This is a genomic window from Klebsiella sp. RC2, assembly GCF_014192815.1.
Taxonomy (GTDB): Bacteria; Pseudomonadota; Gammaproteobacteria; order Enterobacterales; family Enterobacteriaceae; genus Klebsiella; species Klebsiella variicola.
In genome coordinates this window covers 201,829-218,473 of the sequence record NZ_JACHYL010000006.1, presented here as the reverse complement: position 1 = coordinate 218,473, position 16,645 = coordinate 201,829, and the positions used below count along the sequence as shown (strand labels likewise).

The window sequence follows — 16,645 nt, the reverse complement described above, 5'->3', positions numbered from 1 at the left end:
TAAAAAATGACACTGATATTAAAACGCGTTCAGCTATTAAAAGATAAACCGCGGCGAGAGGCGATCGATCGGTTTCTCCGCCAGCATCAACTGTCGTTAGAGGCCGACTGCGAAATGGCGATTATCGCCGAGTATCAGCAGCGGCTGGTCGGCTGCGGTGCTATCGCCGGCAATGTGCTGAAATGCATCGCCATCGATCCCTCGCTGCAGGGGGAGGGGCTGAGCCTTAAATTACTGACCGAGCTCCTGACGCTGGCCTATGAGCTGAGGCGCAGCGAGCTGTTTTTATTCACTAAACCCAGTAACGCTGCGCTATTTTCCGGGGCAGGCTTCTGGCCAATTGCCCAGGCGGGCGATCGCGCCGTATTAATGGAAAACAGCCGCGAACGGCTGACGCGCTATTGCCGACAGCTGGCGATGTACCGTCAGCCGGGGCGCAAAATCGGCGCCATTGTGATGAATGCCAATCCGTTTACCCTCGGCCACCGTTGGCTGGTGGAGCAGGCGGCACGCCAGTGCGACTGGTTACATCTGTTTGTCGTGAAGGAAGATGCCTCCTGCTTTTCCTATCACGATCGCTTTACGCTTATCGAAAAAGGTATCGCCGGCATCGACAAAGTGACGCTGCATCCCGGCTCGGCATACCTCATCTCGCGGGCGACGTTTCCCGGCTACTTCCTCAAAGAGCAGGGCGTGGTCGATGACTGCCACAGCCAGATTGACCTGCAGATATTCCGTGAACGCCTGGCCCCGGCGCTGCAGATAACCCATCGCTTTGTCGGCACCGAGCCGCTGTGTTCGCTGACCCGTAGCTACAACCAGTGCATGAAGGCGTTGCTGGAAGCGCCCGGTGACGCGCCGCCTGTTGAAGTTGTGGAGCTGGCGCGCATCGAAAAAAACGGCGGGCCGATATCCGCTTCCCGCGTGCGCGAGCTGTACCGACAGCGCAACTGGCAAGCCGTCGCGGCGCTGGTGCCGCCGGGCACCCTCTCTTTTCTGATGCAACTGGCGGAGAGCGAACATCAAACCGCCTGATTTATACGCCCTAACTAAGGATTTTCCCCTATGGAAATGAAGATTGACGCCCTGGCCGGCACGCTGGAGTCCAGCGATGTGATGGTCAGGATTGGACCGGCGGCGCAGCCGGGCATTCAGCTGGAAATCGACAGCATTGTGAAACAACAGTTTGGCGCTGCGATTGAGCAGGTGGTCAGAGAAACGCTGGCGCAGCTTGGCGTGAAGCAGGCCAACGTGGTGGTCGATGATAAAGGCGCGCTGGAGTGCGTACTGCGGGCCCGTGTACAGGCCGCGGCGCTGCGCGCGGCGCAACAGTCTCAATTGCAATGGAGCCAGTTATGAAACCACGTCGCAGTATGCTGTTCATCCCTGGCGCCAATGCCGCCATGTTAAGCACGTCATTCGTCTACGGCGCTGATGCGGTGATGTTCGACCTGGAAGATGCCGTTTCGCTACGCGAAAAAGATACCGCCCGCTTGCTGGTGCATCAGGCGCTGCAGCATCCGCTGTATCAGGATATCGAAACCGTGGTGCGCATTAACCCGCTGAATACGCCGTTCGGTCTTGCCGACCTGGAAGCGGTAGTCCGCGCGGGCGTGGATATGGTGCGTCTGCCGAAAACCGACAGCAAAGAAGATATCCATGAACTGGAAGCGCACGTTGAGCGGATTGAACGCGAATGCGGCCGGGAAGTGGGCAGCACCAAACTCATGGCGGCTATTGAGTCGGCGCTGGGGGTGGTGAACGCGGTGGAGATCGCCCGCGCCAGTCCGCGTCTGGCGGCGATCGCGCTGGCGGCTTTCGATTACGTTATGGATATGGGCACTTCTCGCGGCGACGGCACTGAACTGTTCTACGCCCGCTGTGCGGTACTGCATGCCGCGCGCGTTGCCGGCATCGCCGCCTATGACGTGGTGTGGTCGGATATCAACAACGAAGAGGGGTTCCTCGCGGAAGCGAATCTGGCGAAAAACCTCGGCTTCAATGGCAAATCGCTGGTCAACCCACGACAAATTGAACTCCTGCATCAGGTCTATGCCCCGACGCGCAAAGAGGTCGACCATGCGCTGGAGGTGATTGCCGCCGCGGAAGAGGCAGAGTCGCGCGGTCTGGGCGTGGTGTCGCTCAACGGCAAGATGATCGATGGACCGATTATCGACCACGCTCGCAAAGTGGTGGCGCTCTCGGCTTCCGGTATTCGTGATTAAGGGGAACAAGATGAAAGAGACAGTAGCAATGCTTAATCAGCAGTACGTGATGCCGGAAGGACTGACCCCTTATGCGGGCGTGACGGCGAAAAGTCCGTGGCTGGCCAGTGAAACAGAAAAGCGCCAGCGTAAAATCTGCGACTCGCTGGAAACGGCAATCCGTCGCTCCGGCCTGCAAAACGGCATGACCATTTCGTTCCACCACGCGTTTCGCGGCGGTGACAAAGTGGTCAACATGGTCATGGCAACGCTGGCGGAAATGGGCTTTCGCGATCTGACCCTGGCATCCAGTTCGCTGATCGACGCCCACTGGCCGCTGATCGAGCATATTAAAAATGGCGTGATCCGCCAGATCTACACCTCCGGTCTGCGCGGCAAGCTGGGCGAGGAGATCTCCGCCGGCCTGATGGAAAACCCGGTGCAGATCCACTCCCACGGCGGTCGCGTACAGCTGATCCAAAGCGGCGAACTGTCGATTGATGTGGCGTTTCTCGGCGTCCCTTGCTGCGATGAGTTTGGCAATGCCAACGGCTTTAGCGGTAAGTCGCGCTGCGGTTCGCTGGGCTATGCGCGCGTTGATGCGGAACATGCCAAATGCGTGGTGCTGTTGACCGAAGCGTGGGTGGATTACCCAAACTATCCGGCCAGCATTGCCCAGGATCAGGTGGATCTGATCGTCCAGGTGGACGAAGTCGGCGATCCGCAAAAAATCACCGCTGGCGCGATCCGTCTGACCAGCAACCCGCGCGAACTGCTGATTGCCCGCCAGGCGGCGAAGGTGGTCGAGCATTCCGGTTACTTTAAAGACGGTTTCTCGCTGCAGACCGGCACCGGCGGCGCCTCGCTGGCTGTCAGCCGCTTCCTCGAAGACAAAATGCGCCGTAACGGCATCACCGCCAGCTTCGGCCTCGGCGGCATCACCGGCACGATGGTCGATCTGCACGAAAAGGGGCTGATCAAAACGCTACTCGATACCCAGTCGTTCGATGGCGACGCCGCGCGTTCGCTGGCGCAGAACCCGAACCACGTCGAGATCTCCACCAATCAGTATGCCAGCCCAGGCTCTAAAGGCGCCTCCTGCGAGCGCTTAAACGTGGTAATGCTCAGCGCGCTGGAAATCGATACCGACTTTAACGTCAACGTGATGACCGGCTCTAACGGCGTGCTGCGCGGCGCATCCGGCGGACATAGCGATACCGCCGCCGGCGCGGATCTGACCATCATTACCGCGCCGTTAGTTCGCGGGCGAATTCCCTGCGTCGTGGAAAAAGTGCTGACCCGCGTGACGCCGGGAGCCAGCGTGGATGTGCTGGTCACTGACCACGGCATAGCGGTCAACCCGGCACGTCAGGACCTGATCGACAATTTGCGCAGCGCAGGCATTCCGCTGATGACCATTGAGGAGCTGCAGCAGCGTGCGGAACTGCTAACCGGCAAGCCGCAGCCGATCGAATTTACCGATCGGGTGGTGGCGGTGGTGCGCTATCGCGACGGTTCGGTCATCGATGTGATTCGTCAGGTGAAAAACAGCGACTAAACGCAGAGGGGAAAGGCCATGAGCGACGTGTTAATTAATCCGGCGCGTGTGCGGCGCGTGAAGCCACTGAGTGCCGAAGAGGTGGTCAGCGCGGTAGAGCGCGCGCTGTTGACCGAAGTTCGCCTGACCCCTAAGCCCGGGTTGGTGGATATTCGTAACGCTGGCGCGCACCGGGATATGGATCTGGCCTCGTTTGAGGCCAGCACCGCGGTGGTGGCGCCATGGATGGAGAAATTTTTCATCATGGGCCACGATACCGCGGCGATCGTGCCGGAACAGGTGTTAATGATGCTGCGTCCAGTGGGAATGGCCTGTGAGAACGATATGCTGGAGGTCACCGGCGGGGTGAATACCCATCGCGGGGCGATCTTCGCTTTCGGTTTGCTGAGCGCGGCGGCGGGAAGGCTGGTATCGAAAGGCGAGCCGATTGAACAGCATCGGCTGTGCGACCAGGTGGCGCGATTCTGTCGCGGCATGGTTATGCAAGAACTCTCCGCTTCCAGCGGCGAACCGTTAAGCAAAGGCGAAGCCCATTTTCTACGTTATGGTCTCTCCGGCGCCCGCGGCGAGGCGGAGAGCGGTTTCCTGACGGTGCGTACCCAGGCCTTGCCAGTCTTTACCCGCATGATGGAAGAGACCGGCGACAGCAATCTGGCGCTGCTGCAAACCCTGCTGCATCTGATGGCGTGGAATGATGACACCAACCTGGTCTCGCGCGGCGGGCTTGCCGGGCTGAACTTTGTCCAGCAGGAGGCGCAGCGACTGCTGTGGCAGGGCGGCGTGCTGGCGGACGGCGGGCTGGAGGCGCTGCGCCAGTTTGACGATGAGCTGATTGCCCGCCATCTCAGCCCCGGCGGCAGCGCCGATCTGCTGGCGGTGACCTGGTTTTTATCCACGTTTCTCGCCGGCGCGCTTTTCCCGCTGTAACCCACTGCAACACCGCCTTCGCCCGCACTGTACGGGCGAAGGCGCCATCATTAGCCTTCCCGGTTGTCACTACGTAAACATGGAATTGCGGCACAATCGTATAGTTTTTACTGATATCGTCCGCCGTTTGTCATAAATTTCTAATTATCGGCGTTTTTGAGTAGCGGCCCGCTGACGGGCTGGTTACTCTGAAAACAATTTACGTAATGTTAACAAAAGAGAATAGCTATGCATGATGCACAAATCCGCGTGGCCATCGCCGGCGCGGGCGGCCGGATGGGACGCCAGTTAATTCAGGCTGCATTGCAGATGGAAGGCGTGGCGCTGGGCGCGGCGCTGGAGCGCGAAGGGTCAAGCCTGGTGGGCAGCGACGCTGGGGAGCTGGCGGGCGCCGGCAAAGCGGGCGTCGCGGTGCAGAGCAGCCTGACGGCGGTAAAAGATGATTTCGACGTGTTGATCGATTTTACCCGCCCGGAAGGCACGCTGAACCATCTGGCGTTTTGCCGCGAGCATGGCAAAGGGATGGTCATCGGCACCACCGGTTTTGACGACGCTGGCAAGCAGGCGATTCGCGACGCCGCGCAGGAGATTGCCATTGTCTTCGCCGCTAACTTTAGCGTCGGCGTCAACGTCCTGTTAAAGCTGCTGGAGAAGGCGGCAAAGGTGATGGGCGACTACACCGACATCGAAATTATCGAAGCGCACCACCGGCATAAAGTGGATGCGCCGTCAGGCACCGCGCTGGCGATGGGCGAAGCGATCGCCGGAGCATTGAACAAAGATCTGAAGGAATGCGCCGTCTACAGTCGTGAAGGTCATACCGGCGAACGCGTTCCGGGCACCATTGGCTTCGCCACTGTCCGTGCGGGCGATATCGTCGGGGAGCATACGGCGATGTTTGCTGATATCGGTGAGCGTATTGAAATCACCCATAAAGCCTCCAGCCGGATGACCTTTGCTAATGGCGCGGTTCGCTCTGCATTATGGCTGAAAGACAAGAAAAATGGTCTGTTTGACATGCGTGATGTGCTGGATTTGAACAGTTTATAACGATTATTACCCATCGTGATGTGGTTATTGCAATCAATAAGTTATTGATGCAAGGGGCAATATATTGTTGCCCTTTTTTATTTTTATGGGTTTGGTGTGTGTTTTACGTTGTGATAGCTATAAATAATAATATTCATGTTGTTTTTGGTGAATGAAATGTAAATTTTGACCATTTGGTCCACTTTTTAGCGCTTCGTCGCCAGGTTTTACACTCTTTCCCGTCCGCAAGCGTTTTCTCAGCCAGGTTTGTTGATCTTTTTGGCGTAAAAATCACATGTTATGCGCCAGTGGCGTAAAATGACATTAAAAATCTCCGCTTTAAGTTGACTTTTATCCGACATCTCTCCAGAATGCCGCCGTTTGCCAAAAATCTGCGGGCAACAGATTTGCATTGATTCAGATCGTGTTTATGAATTAATATGCAAATAAAGTGAGTGGATATTCTCTGGAGGGTGTTTTGATTAAGTCAGCGCTATTGGTTCTGGAAGACGGAACCCAGTTTCACGGTCGGGCCATCGGGGCAACCGGCACGGCGGTTGGGGAAGTCGTTTTCAATACTTCAATGACCGGTTATCAAGAAATCCTCACTGATCCTTCCTATTCCCGCCAAATCGTCACTCTTACTTATCCTCATATTGGTAATGTCGGCACCAACGCCGCCGATGAAGAATCTTCTCAGGTACACGCGCAGGGTCTGGTGATCCGCGATCTGCCGCTGATTGCCAGCAACTTCCGCAATACTGAAGATCTTTCTTCTTATCTGAAGCGCCATAACATCGTGGCGATTGCCGATATCGATACCCGCAAGCTGACGCGTCTGCTGCGTGAGAAAGGGGCGCAGAACGGCTGCATCATCGCGGGCGACAGCCCGGATGCTCAGCTGGCGCTGGAGAAAGCGAAAGCGTTCCCGGGTCTGAACGGCATGGATCTGGCGAAGGAAGTGACCACCGCAGAAACCTACAGCTGGACGCAGGGCAGCTGGACTCTGGCGGGCGACCTGCCGGAAGCGAAAGCGGAAAGCGAGCTGCCGTTCCACGTTGTGGCGTATGACTTCGGCGCGAAACGCAACATCCTGCGCATGCTGGTGGACCGCGGCTGCCGCCTGACGGTGGTGCCGGCGCAGACCTCTGCCGAAGACGTGCTGAAAATGAATCCGGACGGTATTTTCCTCTCTAACGGCCCAGGCGACCCGGCGCCGTGCGATTACGCTATCGACGCGATTGAAAAATTCCTTGAGACCGATATTCCGGTATTCGGTATCTGCCTTGGCCATCAGCTGCTGGCGCTGGCGAGTGGTGCGAAGACCATTAAGATGAAGTTCGGCCACCACGGCGGCAACCATCCGGTGAAAGATATTGATAATAATGTGGTGATGATCACCGCGCAGAACCATGGTTTTGCGGTTGACGAAGCCACCTTGCCGGCCAACCTGCGCGTGACCCACAAGTCGCTGTTCGACGGCACCCTGCAGGGCATTCATCGTACCGACAAACCGGCGTTTAGCTTCCAGGGGCACCCTGAAGCGAGCCCGGGGCCGCACGATGCCGCGCCGCTGTTCGACCACTTTATCGAGTTAATTGAGCTCTACCGTCAGTCCGCGAAATAATCAGGAGTAAAAGAGCAATGCCAAAACGTACAGACATAAAAAGTATCCTGATTCTGGGCGCGGGCCCGATTGTTATCGGTCAGGCGTGTGAGTTTGACTACTCCGGCGCGCAGGCCTGTAAAGCCCTGCGTGAAGAGGGCTACCGCGTTATTCTGGTGAACTCCAACCCAGCGACCATCATGACCGACCCGGAAATGGCTGATGCGACCTACATCGAGCCGATTCACTGGGAAGTGGTACGTAAAATTATCGAAAAAGAGCGCCCGGATGCCGTGCTGCCGACCATGGGCGGCCAGACCGCGCTGAACTGTGCGCTGGAGCTGGAACGTCAGGGCGTGCTGGCAGAGTTCGGCGTGACCATGATCGGCGCCACTGCGGACGCGATTGATAAAGCGGAAGACCGTCGTCGCTTCGACGTGGCGATGAAGAAAATCGGCCTCGACACCGCGCGCTCCGGCATCGCCCACACCATGGAAGAAGCGCTGGCGGTTGCCGCCGACGTTGGCTTCCCGTGCATTATCCGTCCGTCCTTTACGATGGGCGGCACCGGCGGCGGTATAGCCTATAACCGCGAAGAGTTCGAAGAAATCTGCGAACGCGGCCTGGATCTCTCTCCGACCAACGAACTGCTGATCGATGAATCGCTGATCGGCTGGAAAGAGTACGAGATGGAAGTGGTGCGCGATAAGAACGACAACTGCATCATCGTCTGCTCGATTGAAAACTTCGATGCCATGGGGATCCATACCGGCGACTCCATCACCGTTGCCCCGGCGCAGACCCTGACCGACAAAGAATACCAAATCATGCGTAACGCCTCGATGGCGGTCCTGCGTGAAATCGGTGTGGAAACCGGCGGCTCAAACGTGCAGTTCTCGGTGAACCCGAAAGACGGTCGCCTGATCGTTATCGAAATGAACCCGCGCGTCTCCCGCTCTTCGGCGCTGGCCTCGAAAGCCACCGGCTTCCCGATTGCTAAAGTGGCGGCCAAGCTGGCAGTGGGCTACACCCTTGACGAGCTGATGAACGACATCACCGGCGGTCGCACTCCGGCTTCCTTCGAGCCGTCCATCGACTACGTGGTCACCAAAATTCCACGCTTCAACTTCGAAAAATTCGCTGGCGCGAACGACCGTCTGACCACGCAGATGAAATCCGTCGGCGAAGTGATGGCCATTGGCCGCACCCAGCAGGAATCGCTGCAGAAAGCGCTGCGCGGCCTGGAAGTGGGCGCCACCGGCTTCGACCCGAAAGTGAGCCTCGACGACCCGGAAGCGCTGACCAAAATTCGCCGCGAGCTGAAAGACGCTGGCGCCGAGCGTATCTGGTACATCGCGGATGCCTTCCGCGCCGGCCTCTCGGTAGACGGCGTCTTCAACCTGACCAATATCGACCGCTGGTTCCTGGTGCAGATTGAAGAGCTGGTGCGTCTGGAAGAGAAAGTGGTGGAAGTGGGCATCAACGGCCTCGACGCCGACTTCCTGCGTACCCTGAAGCGTAAAGGCTTTGCCGATGCGCGTCTGGCGAAACTGGCGGGCGTGCGGGAAGCGGAAATTCGCAAGCTGCGCGACCAGTATGACCTGCATCCGGTCTACAAGCGCGTGGACACCTGCGCCGCCGAATTCGCCACCGATACCGCCTACATGTACTCCACTTATGAAGAAGAGTGTGAGTCCAACCCGTCCGTTGACCGCGATAAAATCATGGTCCTCGGCGGCGGCCCGAACCGTATCGGCCAGGGTATCGAATTTGACTACTGCTGCGTACACGCCTCTCTGGCGCTGCGCGAAGACGGTTACGAGACCATCATGGTCAACTGTAACCCGGAAACCGTGTCTACCGACTATGACACCTCCGACCGTCTGTACTTCGAGCCGGTGACCCTGGAAGACGTGCTGGAAATCGTGCGCATCGAGAAGCCGAAGGGCGTTATCGTCCAGTACGGCGGCCAGACGCCGCTGAAGCTGGCGCGCGCCCTGGAAGCCGCAGGCGTACCGGTTATCGGCACCAGCCCGGACGCTATCGACCGCGCGGAAGACCGTGAGCGCTTCCAGCATGCGGTTGACCGTCTGAAGCTGAAGCAGCCGGCGAACGCCACCGTCACTGCCATTGAGCAGGCGGTAGAGAGAGCGAAAGAGATTGGCTACCCGCTGGTGGTTCGTCCGTCTTACGTGCTCGGCGGCCGGGCGATGGAAATTGTTTACGACGAACAGGATCTGCGCCGCTACTTCCAGACCGCGGTTAGCGTCTCCAACGATGCACCGGTACTGCTGGATCGCTTCCTCGACGACGCGATTGAAGTGGATGTCGATGCCATCTGCGACGGCGAAATGGTGCTGATTGGCGGCATCATGGAGCATATCGAGCAGGCGGGCGTACACTCCGGCGACTCAGCCTGTTCCCTGCCAGCGTATACGCTGAGCCAGGAAATTCAGGATGTGATGCGCGAGCAGGTGCAGAAGCTGGCTTTCGAGCTGCAGGTTCGTGGTCTGATGAACGTCCAGTTCGCGGTGAAAGATAACGAAGTTTATCTGATTGAAGTGAACCCGCGTGCGGCGCGTACCGTGCCGTTCGTCTCCAAAGCCACCGGTGTCCCGCTGGCGAAAGTCGCGGCGCGCGTAATGGCCGGTAAGACGCTGGCGCAGCAGGGCGTGACCAAAGAGATCATCCCGCCGTACTACTCTGTGAAAGAGGTGGTTCTGCCGTTCAACAAATTCCCGGGCGTTGACCCGCTGTTAGGGCCTGAAATGCGCTCTACCGGGGAAGTGATGGGCGTGGGTCGTACCTTCGCGGAAGCGTTCGCCAAAGCGCAGCTGGGCAGCAACTCAACCATGAAGAAACAGGGCCGCGCGCTGCTCTCCGTCCGCGAAGGCGATAAAGAGCGCGTGGTTGACCTGGCGGCGAAGCTGCTGAAGTTTGGCTTTGAGCTGGATGCGACCCACGGTACGGCGATTGTACTGGGCGAAGCCGGTATCAACCCGCGTCTGGTGAACAAGGTGCATGAAGGTCGTCCGCACATTCAGGACCGTATCAAGAATGGCGAATACACCTACATCATCAACACCACCGCAGGTCGCCAGGCGATTGAAGACTCCAAGCTGATTCGCCGCAGCGCGCTGCAGTACAAGGTGCATTACGACACCACCCTGAACGGCGGCTTTGCCACCGCGATGGCGCTGAACGCTGACGCCACCGAGAAGGTGATTTCGGTTCAGGAAATGCACGCGCAAATCACCAAATAAGCGCGCCGGCCTGGCCGGAGAGCAACAAACCAGGGCTGACGACATTGTCAGCCCTTTTTTTGGCTGCAGTCATCTTCGGAGAGTTCTGCTTTTAACCACCTGTCGGGTCAGGCTAACTATAGTGAGCACCATAACGATACCTATTGATGAAAAGACAGGAGGATACAATGCGGAACAATATTCTGGTGGCATCCGCACTGGCAGCGACGGCAATCATGTTCGTGGCCGGCTGCTCATCGAATCAGTCGATCAAAACCACCGATGGCAAGACCATTGTCACCAGCGGCAAACCGCAGGTGGATGATGACACCGGCCTCGTCTCATACAAAAATGCCGAAACCGGCCGCGTGGAGCAGATTAACCGCGACCAGGTGAAGTCCATGGATGAGCTGGATAACTAATGGTTATCCCAGGCCCCGCGGGGAGTGTGCGGGGCCGAACGATCGCGTTACAGTAGCGCGCGATCGATTTTAACCACGATTTTACGCAACGCTGCGCCTTGTTCGAGGCAGGCCATCGGGCGGTGTAATTCGCCAGGGAAGAGGATCGCCAGCTCTTCCGGGTAGAGATGAATCAGCGTTTCGCTGTCGATAGCCTGACAGAAACCGATATCCTGCGTCGTGTTGAAGTGACCATCTTCAACGACCGGCAGCCCTTTATTCCCGGCACCGATGATCTCTTCACCTTTCAGCACAATGTGAATGTCGAGATATTGACGATGATATTCCGGGCGTTGCTCGCTCAGCGGCCGGGTATGGCCTTCGACGACGGTAAAAAACACATTATCACTCTCGACGGTATATTTCCCCGGCGGCAGCGCGTGCGGTTGTTGCTGTAACACGGCCTGCAGCGCCTGGCGGATCACCGGCGGATAGAGCTCATTTTCGGCGGCGGCGGTTAAGGTATCGATAATCATGCCGGGATCCTCTGCGGTTGTTGCGAATGAAGTAACGTTAATGAGTGAGCGACAATACTGGCGATGTCGGGGGTAATATCGACGGCCAGAACATCGCTTTCACTGGCGTCTGGCGTCTCCAGGGCGGCAAACTGGCTACGCAGTAACGCTTCTGGCATAAAGTGGCCTTTACGCTGGCGCATTCGCTGCAAAATGCAGTCATAATCCCCGGTCAACCACAGGAAGCGTAGCTTCGCGTTCCCCTCACGCAGGCGGTCGCGATAGCGCTTTTTTAATGCGGAACAGACCAATACACCTGACTCGTTTTTCTGCTCAAGACTGAAAATGACGTCGGCGATACGCGTCAGCCACGGCTGACGATCCTCATCATTCAGCGGCTGGCTGGTGGCCATTTTGACGATATTGTTGCGTGGATGAAGGTCGTCGCCGTCGATAAATTTCGCTCCCAGCGCGTGGGCCAATGCCTGACCGACGGTGGATTTGCCGGTTCCGGAGACGCCCATCAAAATAATGCATTGTCCTGCCATCATGCGCTCCTTCTCTCAGACCGCGACCAGCATGCCGCCGTCAACGAACAGCAGATGGCCGTTGACGAAATTCGACGCGTTTGACGATAAAAAGACGGCAGCGCCGACCAGCTCCTGCGGATCGCCCCAGCGGGCGGCAGGGGTGCGTTTGCATAACCAGTCGGTAAACGCCTTATCCTCAACCAGCGTCCGGGTCATCGCCGTATTAAAGTAGCCCGGGGCAATGCCGTTGACCTGAATGTTGTGCCGCGCCAGCTCAACGCACATTCCGCGGGTTAGCATCTTCACCGCGCCTTTGGCGGCGGCGTAGGGGGTGATGGTGTCGCGCCCCAGCTCGCTCTGCATGGAGCAGATATTGATGATTTTTCCCTGCTGGCGGTCAACCATGCGCTTCGCGACGGCCTGAGAGACGAGAAATACCGCCGTCTGGTTAACTGAAATCACGTCATTCCATTCCTGCACCGGGAATTCGGTAAACGGGTGGCGGCGCTGGATCCCGGCGTTATTGAATAACACGTCAATCGGGCCAAGATGCGCTTCGATATTGGCAATGGCTTCTTCAACGGCCTCGGCATCGGTCACGTTAAATACCGCAGCATGGGCGGTGGCGCCTTCGTCGCGGAGCTTCATCACCGCATCGTCCGCTCGCGGGGCAGAAAGGTCATTAATAATGATTTCTGCGCCATATTGCGCCAGACCCTGAGCCATGACAAAACCGATCCCCTGTCCTGCGCCCGTAATTAAAATGCGTTTACCTTGTAAGCTGAAAAGATCGTTCATCTCGATATCCTGATTAGCGGCTGAAGAAAACCTGTGCCCTATCTCACGGATTTTTACCGGGGGAAACTGTGATGAAGATCACTCGGAACCGTGTTACAAAAAGGGGTTACTTTAAACGTGACGCTGCCGGTAAATCTCGCTGACTCAACGGGTTAACGGCTACGGACTGGCATTCTCTTTTGCCCCCCCGACAGGCATAATGGCCTGAAGCAGTCAGGTATTTGGCGGACACACAGATGAAAGCACAACGCATTACTCTCCATGATATTGCCGAGCTGGCTGGCGTAACCAAGATGACCGTTAGCCGCTATTTGCGCACCCCGGAAAAGGTGAAACCGGAGACGGCGGAGCGTATTGCCAGCGTGATAGCGGAGATCGGCTATCAGCCCGACCCGGATAATCCGGCGATGACCAGCGTCGCCGTGCCGCGGATTGGCGTACTCATTCCCTCCTTTCATAATCAAATTTTTGCCGATCTGCTGGCCGGCATCGAATCTGTTACCGCCGGGCATGGTTACCAGACGCTGGTGGTGAATTACGACTACGATCGCCAGCGTGAAGAGGAGCAGATTGCCGCCGTGCTGGCGTTTAACGTGAAAGGACTGCTGCTGACCGAGTCGGTGCACTCCCTGCGGGCGGACAAGTATCTGAATGCCGCGAAGATCCCGATCGCCGAAGTGATGGGGCTGGCGGAGAATCCAGGACGCATTAACGTCGGATTCGATAACTTCCAGGCCGGCTTCGATATGACCACCATGCTGCTGGCCAGCGGTAAACGACGGATCATCTACTTCGGCTCGATGTCTGACGTCCGCGACGAGCAGCGTTATCTGGGCTACTGTCGGGCGATGGAGAGTGCCGGGCTGGCGGTGGGGCGCATTGCGCCGAATAAAGTCTCGTCGGTTTCCATTGGCACCGGCATGATGACCCTGGCGCGGCAAATGTACGCCGATATGGACGGTATCCTGTGCACTAATGACGACCTGGCGGTGGGCGTGTTACAGGAGTGCCTGGCATCCGGTATCAGCGTGCCCCAGGAGCTGGCTATCGCGGGCTTTCATGGCCTGGAGATTGGCCAGATCGTCTCTCCCCGGCTGGCCAGCGTCCTGACGCCGCGCTTCGAGATGGGTAAGGTGGCGACAGAGATTTTAATAAAGAAAATCAAAGGACTGCCCACCATTGAAAAAGTGGACCTCCACTACCGCCTGTCGATGGGCGAAACGATTTAACGGCCACCAGCCAGCGCCTGTCGTGTGTTAGCGAAAGGTTAATGCGCGCGCGGTCCATCGCCTGTCTGGTCGCCGTTTTGTCTTCACGATCACGCGTCCGGTAACACGCATTTTTAACACGATTCAGCGTGATACAGATCGCAAAATCCCCCGATAAAAACCCGTTTGATAGTGGCTACCGTCGTAACCAAACGTCAAACAGGTGATCTGATGAAGAGTGTTATTCCCCGCGCCGTCCTTTTAGTGGCCCCCGTAATTGAAACCCTGCAGCGGCAGCTGGCGGAGCATTTCCCGCTGCTGCGTCTCTACGAGCAGGACGATCCGATCGCCTTTCTGCGTGAACAAGGAGAGAACATTGCCGTCGTGGTCACTCGCGGCGACGTCGGCGTAGCAAACAGCGTCCTTGAGTTGCTGCCTCAGGCTGGGCTGATTGCCATCTTCGGCGTCGGTACCGATGCGGTGGATCTGGCGTATGCCCGCTCGCGGCAAATTGCCGTCACCATCACCTCCGGGGTGTTGACGAATGATGTCGCTGACCTGGCGATGGGGCTGCTGCTGGCCGGTTCCCGTCAGCTCTGTCAGGGTGATCGCTTTGTCCGCGAGGGACGCTGGCTGAGCGGTGGTATGCCGTTGGCGACTCAGGTCAGCGGGAAGCGTATCGGCCTGCTGGGCATGGGGAATATTGGCCAGGCGATCGCCCGCCGGGCGCGGGGTTTTGATATGCAGGTGCTGTATACCGACCGTAAAAAGATAGCGGGCCTCGATTATCAGTGGTGTGCCGACCTGCATACCCTGGCGCATGAGAGCGATTTTCTGGTGATTGCCGCATCCGGCGGCGAGGCGAACCGCGGCATCATCGACGCCTCGGTGTTTAACGTGATGCCGGCGCATGCCTGGCTTATCAATATTGCCCGCGGTTCGCTGGTGGATGAAAAGGCGTTGATCCACGCGTTACAAAACGGCGTTATCGCCGGGGCCGGGCTCGATGTTTTCGAACAGGAACCCCAGGTCCCGGCGGCGCTGATCGCCCTCGATAACGTGGTGCTGCAGCCGCATGTCGCCAGCGCCACGCAGGAAACACGACAGAAAATGAGCGAAGTGGTTTTTGCTAACGTCGCCGCCTGGTTTGCCGGCGCAGCGCTGCCAAACGCTATCGATTAATTAGCTTTTTATTTCTGTACCCGCGCGATCTCAATCAAAACAATAACCTCTGCATAGAGAGTGCAAATATATGAACGAGAAAATTCCCAGCACCCGTTGGCTGCGTATCATTGTGCCGGTGTTAATTGCCTGCATTATGTCATTTATGGACCGGGTTAATATTAGCTTTGCCCTGCCAGGCGGCATGGAGGCCGATTTAGGCATTACCAGCCAAATGGCCGGCGTGGCCAGTGGTATCTTTTTTATTGGTTATTTATTTTTGCAAATTCCCGGTGGGCGAATTGCGGTTAACGGCAGCGGTAAAAAATTTATTGCCTGGTCGCTGGTAGCCTGGGCTATCGTTTCCGTGGCGACAGGGTTTGTGACTCATCAATATCAACTGCTGGTGCTGCGATTTATTCTCGGGGTTTCGGAAGGGGGAATGCTGCCGGTAGTGCTGACCATGGTCAGCAATTGGTTTCCGGAAAAAGAGCTGGGTCGCGCGAACGCGTTTGTGATGATGTTTGCCCCGCTCGGCGGCATGCTCACCGCGCCGGTCTCCGGCGCCATTATTGCGGCGCTTGACTGGCGCTGGCTGTTTATCATCGAAGGGCTGTTGTCGCTGGTGGTGCTGGTCGTGTGGTGGTTTATGATCAGCGACCGTCCGCAAGAGGCCCACTGGTTGCCCGCCCGCGAGCGTGACTATCTGGTGACCACCCTGGCCGCCGAGCGTGCGGCGAAGCAGGCCGAAGCCCCAGTCAGCAAGGCCCCGGTGAAGGATGTGTTTGGTAATGCCGGACTGATGAAGCTGGTGATCCTCAATTTTTTCTACCAGACCGGGGATTATGGCTACACGCTGTGGCTGCCGACCATTCTGAAGGGGTTAACCGGCGGCAACATGGCCAGCGTTGGCTTCCTGGCGGTGCTGCCGTTTGTCGCCACGCTGGCCGGGATCTATGTGATTTCGTTGTTCAGCGACCACAGCGGTAAGCGTCGTCTGTGGGTTCGCTTCTCGCTCTACAGTTTTGCGGCAGCGCTGGTGGCGTCGGTGGTGCTGCGCGACCACATGGTGGCGGCCTATATCGCGCTGGTGATCTGCGGCTTCTTTCTCAAATCGGCTACCAGTCCGTTCTGGTCGATGCCGGGGCGTATCGCTTCGCCGGAGGTGGCGGGCAGCGCACGCGGGGTGATCAATGGTCTGGGCAATCTCGGCGGATTCTGTGGCCCCTATCTGGTGGGCGTGATGATGTATCTCTACGGCCAGAATGTGGCGGTCTGCGCCCTGGCCGGTTCGTTGATTATCGCCGGCACAATGACCTTTCTGCTACCGAAGCAATGCGATCTGGTCGACAGCGATTCTGATGTGGCGATCAAGAATCAACCCCGAAATGCGTAACCCACTGCGACATAAATCACAGTTATCATTGTAAGCGGTTGGCTTAACTGTCTACACTCTTGCTGATTAC

15 protein-coding genes are annotated in these 16,645 nt (G+C 57.6%); 12 read left to right on the top strand and 3 right to left on the bottom strand.

The window, feature by feature from the left end; all coding sequences use genetic code 11:
• Positions 1–6 precede the first annotated feature (6 nt).
• From citC to FHW76_RS19150, 9 genes are all read left to right on the top strand, one after another.
• Entirely contained in the window at positions 7–1,035 is a 1,029-nt protein-coding gene (gene citC, locus FHW76_RS19190) for a [citrate (pro-3S)-lyase] ligase (RefSeq protein WP_117133629.1), read from the top strand.
• Between the two features lie 30 nt (positions 1,036–1,065).
• Entirely contained in the window at positions 1,066–1,359 is a 294-nt protein-coding gene (gene citD / locus FHW76_RS19185; RefSeq protein ID WP_012542888.1) for a citrate lyase acyl carrier protein, read from the top strand.
• Positions 1,356–2,225, top strand: a complete 870-nt coding sequence (citE, locus tag FHW76_RS19180) for a citrate (pro-3S)-lyase subunit beta (RefSeq protein WP_040972892.1) — start codon at positions 1,356–1,358, stop codon at positions 2,223–2,225. The genes citD and citE overlap by 4 nt, the downstream gene beginning before the upstream one ends.
• A gap of 10 nt (positions 2,226–2,235) precedes the next feature.
• Positions 2,236–3,762, top strand: a complete 1,527-nt coding sequence (gene citF, locus FHW76_RS19175; protein WP_023339578.1) for a citrate lyase subunit alpha — start codon at positions 2,236–2,238, stop codon at positions 3,760–3,762.
• A gap of 18 nt (positions 3,763–3,780) precedes the next feature.
• A complete protein-coding gene (gene citG / locus FHW76_RS19170; RefSeq protein ID WP_183476897.1) occupies positions 3,781–4,689 on the top strand; it encodes a triphosphoribosyl-dephospho-CoA synthase CitG in 909 nt (302 codons plus the stop codon).
• Positions 4,690–4,917: 228 nt separating this feature from the next.
• Positions 4,918–5,739, top strand: a complete 822-nt coding sequence (gene dapB, locus FHW76_RS19165) for a 4-hydroxy-tetrahydrodipicolinate reductase (protein WP_008807487.1) — start codon at positions 4,918–4,920, stop codon at positions 5,737–5,739.
• 457 nt (positions 5,740–6,196) lie between these two features.
• Positions 6,197–7,345 carry a glutamine-hydrolyzing carbamoyl-phosphate synthase small subunit gene (gene carA, locus FHW76_RS19160; RefSeq protein ID WP_012542883.1) on the top strand — a complete coding sequence of 383 codons (1,149 nt, stop codon included), beginning with the start codon at positions 6,197–6,199 and terminating at the stop codon, positions 7,343–7,345.
• Between the two features lie 17 nt (positions 7,346–7,362).
• Complete coding sequence (carB, locus tag FHW76_RS19155; RefSeq protein ID WP_008807485.1) at positions 7,363–10,587, top strand: carbamoyl-phosphate synthase large subunit; 3,225 nt, start codon at positions 7,363–7,365, stop codon at positions 10,585–10,587.
• A gap of 167 nt (positions 10,588–10,754) precedes the next feature.
• Entirely contained in the window at positions 10,755–10,988 is a 234-nt protein-coding gene (locus FHW76_RS19150) for a YgdI/YgdR family lipoprotein (protein WP_002888059.1), read from the top strand.
• A gap of 47 nt (positions 10,989–11,035) precedes the next feature.
• Here FHW76_RS19150 and FHW76_RS19145 read toward each other — a convergent pair whose 3' ends face one another.
• From FHW76_RS19145 to idnO, 3 genes are read right to left on the bottom strand one after another with little or no spacing between them, the layout of a single operon-like run.
• Positions 11,036–11,503: a YhcH/YjgK/YiaL family protein gene (locus FHW76_RS19145; protein ID WP_008807484.1), complete on the bottom strand. Its 468-nt coding sequence runs from the start codon at positions 11,501–11,503 to the stop codon at positions 11,036–11,038.
• A complete protein-coding gene (locus tag FHW76_RS19140) occupies positions 11,500–12,030 on the bottom strand; it encodes a gluconokinase (RefSeq protein ID WP_016160279.1) in 531 nt (176 codons plus the stop codon). Before FHW76_RS19140 ends, FHW76_RS19145 begins: the two co-directional genes overlap by 4 nt.
• A 15-nt stretch (positions 12,031–12,045) precedes the next feature.
• Positions 12,046–12,810, bottom strand: coding sequence for a gluconate 5-dehydrogenase (idnO, locus tag FHW76_RS19135; protein WP_008807482.1), 765 nt, complete (start codon positions 12,808–12,810; stop codon positions 12,046–12,048).
• Between the two features lie 236 nt (positions 12,811–13,046).
• Here idnO and FHW76_RS19130 point away from each other — a divergent pair, with 236 nt between their 5' ends.
• The 3 genes from FHW76_RS19130 to FHW76_RS19120 all read left to right on the top strand — a co-directional run bounded on the left by FHW76_RS19130 (position 13,047) and on the right by FHW76_RS19120 (position 16,575).
• Positions 13,047–14,039 carry a LacI family DNA-binding transcriptional regulator gene (locus FHW76_RS19130; protein ID WP_012542881.1) on the top strand — a complete coding sequence of 331 codons (993 nt, stop codon included), beginning with the start codon at positions 13,047–13,049 and terminating at the stop codon, positions 14,037–14,039.
• Positions 14,040–14,249: 210 nt separating this feature from the next.
• Entirely contained in the window at positions 14,250–15,200 is a 951-nt protein-coding gene (locus FHW76_RS19125; RefSeq protein WP_022066144.1) for a 2-hydroxyacid dehydrogenase, read from the top strand.
• A 70-nt stretch (positions 15,201–15,270) separates the two neighbouring features.
• Positions 15,271–16,575: an MFS transporter gene (locus FHW76_RS19120; protein ID WP_032756190.1), complete on the top strand. Its 1,305-nt coding sequence runs from the start codon at positions 15,271–15,273 to the stop codon at positions 16,573–16,575.
• Positions 16,576–16,645 lie beyond the last annotated feature (70 nt).

Excerpts from the sequence above, each read along its gene's own strand:
- citC (WP_117133629.1), top strand. The coding sequence starts at position 7 with ATGACACTGATATTAAAACGCGTTCAGCTATTAAAAGATAAACCGCGG.
- citD (WP_012542888.1), top strand. The coding sequence starts at position 1,066 with ATGGAAATGAAGATTGACGCCCTGGCCGGCACGCTGGAGTCCAGCGAT.
- citE (WP_040972892.1), top strand. The coding sequence starts at position 1,356 with ATGAAACCACGTCGCAGTATGCTGTTCATCCCTGGCGCCAATGCCGCC.
- citF (WP_023339578.1), top strand. The coding sequence starts at position 2,236 with ATGAAAGAGACAGTAGCAATGCTTAATCAGCAGTACGTGATGCCGGAA.
- citG (WP_183476897.1), top strand. The coding sequence starts at position 3,781 with ATGAGCGACGTGTTAATTAATCCGGCGCGTGTGCGGCGCGTGAAGCCA.
- dapB (WP_008807487.1), top strand. The coding sequence starts at position 4,918 with ATGCATGATGCACAAATCCGCGTGGCCATCGCCGGCGCGGGCGGCCGG.
- carB (WP_008807485.1), top strand. The coding sequence starts at position 7,363 with ATGCCAAAACGTACAGACATAAAAAGTATCCTGATTCTGGGCGCGGGC.
- FHW76_RS19150 (WP_002888059.1), top strand. The coding sequence starts at position 10,755 with ATGCGGAACAATATTCTGGTGGCATCCGCACTGGCAGCGACGGCAATC.
- FHW76_RS19145 (WP_008807484.1), bottom strand. The coding sequence starts at position 11,503 with ATGATTATCGATACCTTAACCGCCGCCGCCGAAAATGAGCTCTATCCG.
- FHW76_RS19140 (WP_016160279.1), bottom strand. The coding sequence starts at position 12,030 with ATGGCAGGACAATGCATTATTTTGATGGGCGTCTCCGGAACCGGCAAA.
- idnO (WP_008807482.1), bottom strand. The coding sequence starts at position 12,810 with ATGAACGATCTTTTCAGCTTACAAGGTAAACGCATTTTAATTACGGGC.
- FHW76_RS19130 (WP_012542881.1), top strand. The coding sequence starts at position 13,047 with ATGAAAGCACAACGCATTACTCTCCATGATATTGCCGAGCTGGCTGGC.
- FHW76_RS19125 (WP_022066144.1), top strand. The coding sequence starts at position 14,250 with ATGAAGAGTGTTATTCCCCGCGCCGTCCTTTTAGTGGCCCCCGTAATT.
- FHW76_RS19120 (WP_032756190.1), top strand. The coding sequence starts at position 15,271 with ATGAACGAGAAAATTCCCAGCACCCGTTGGCTGCGTATCATTGTGCCG.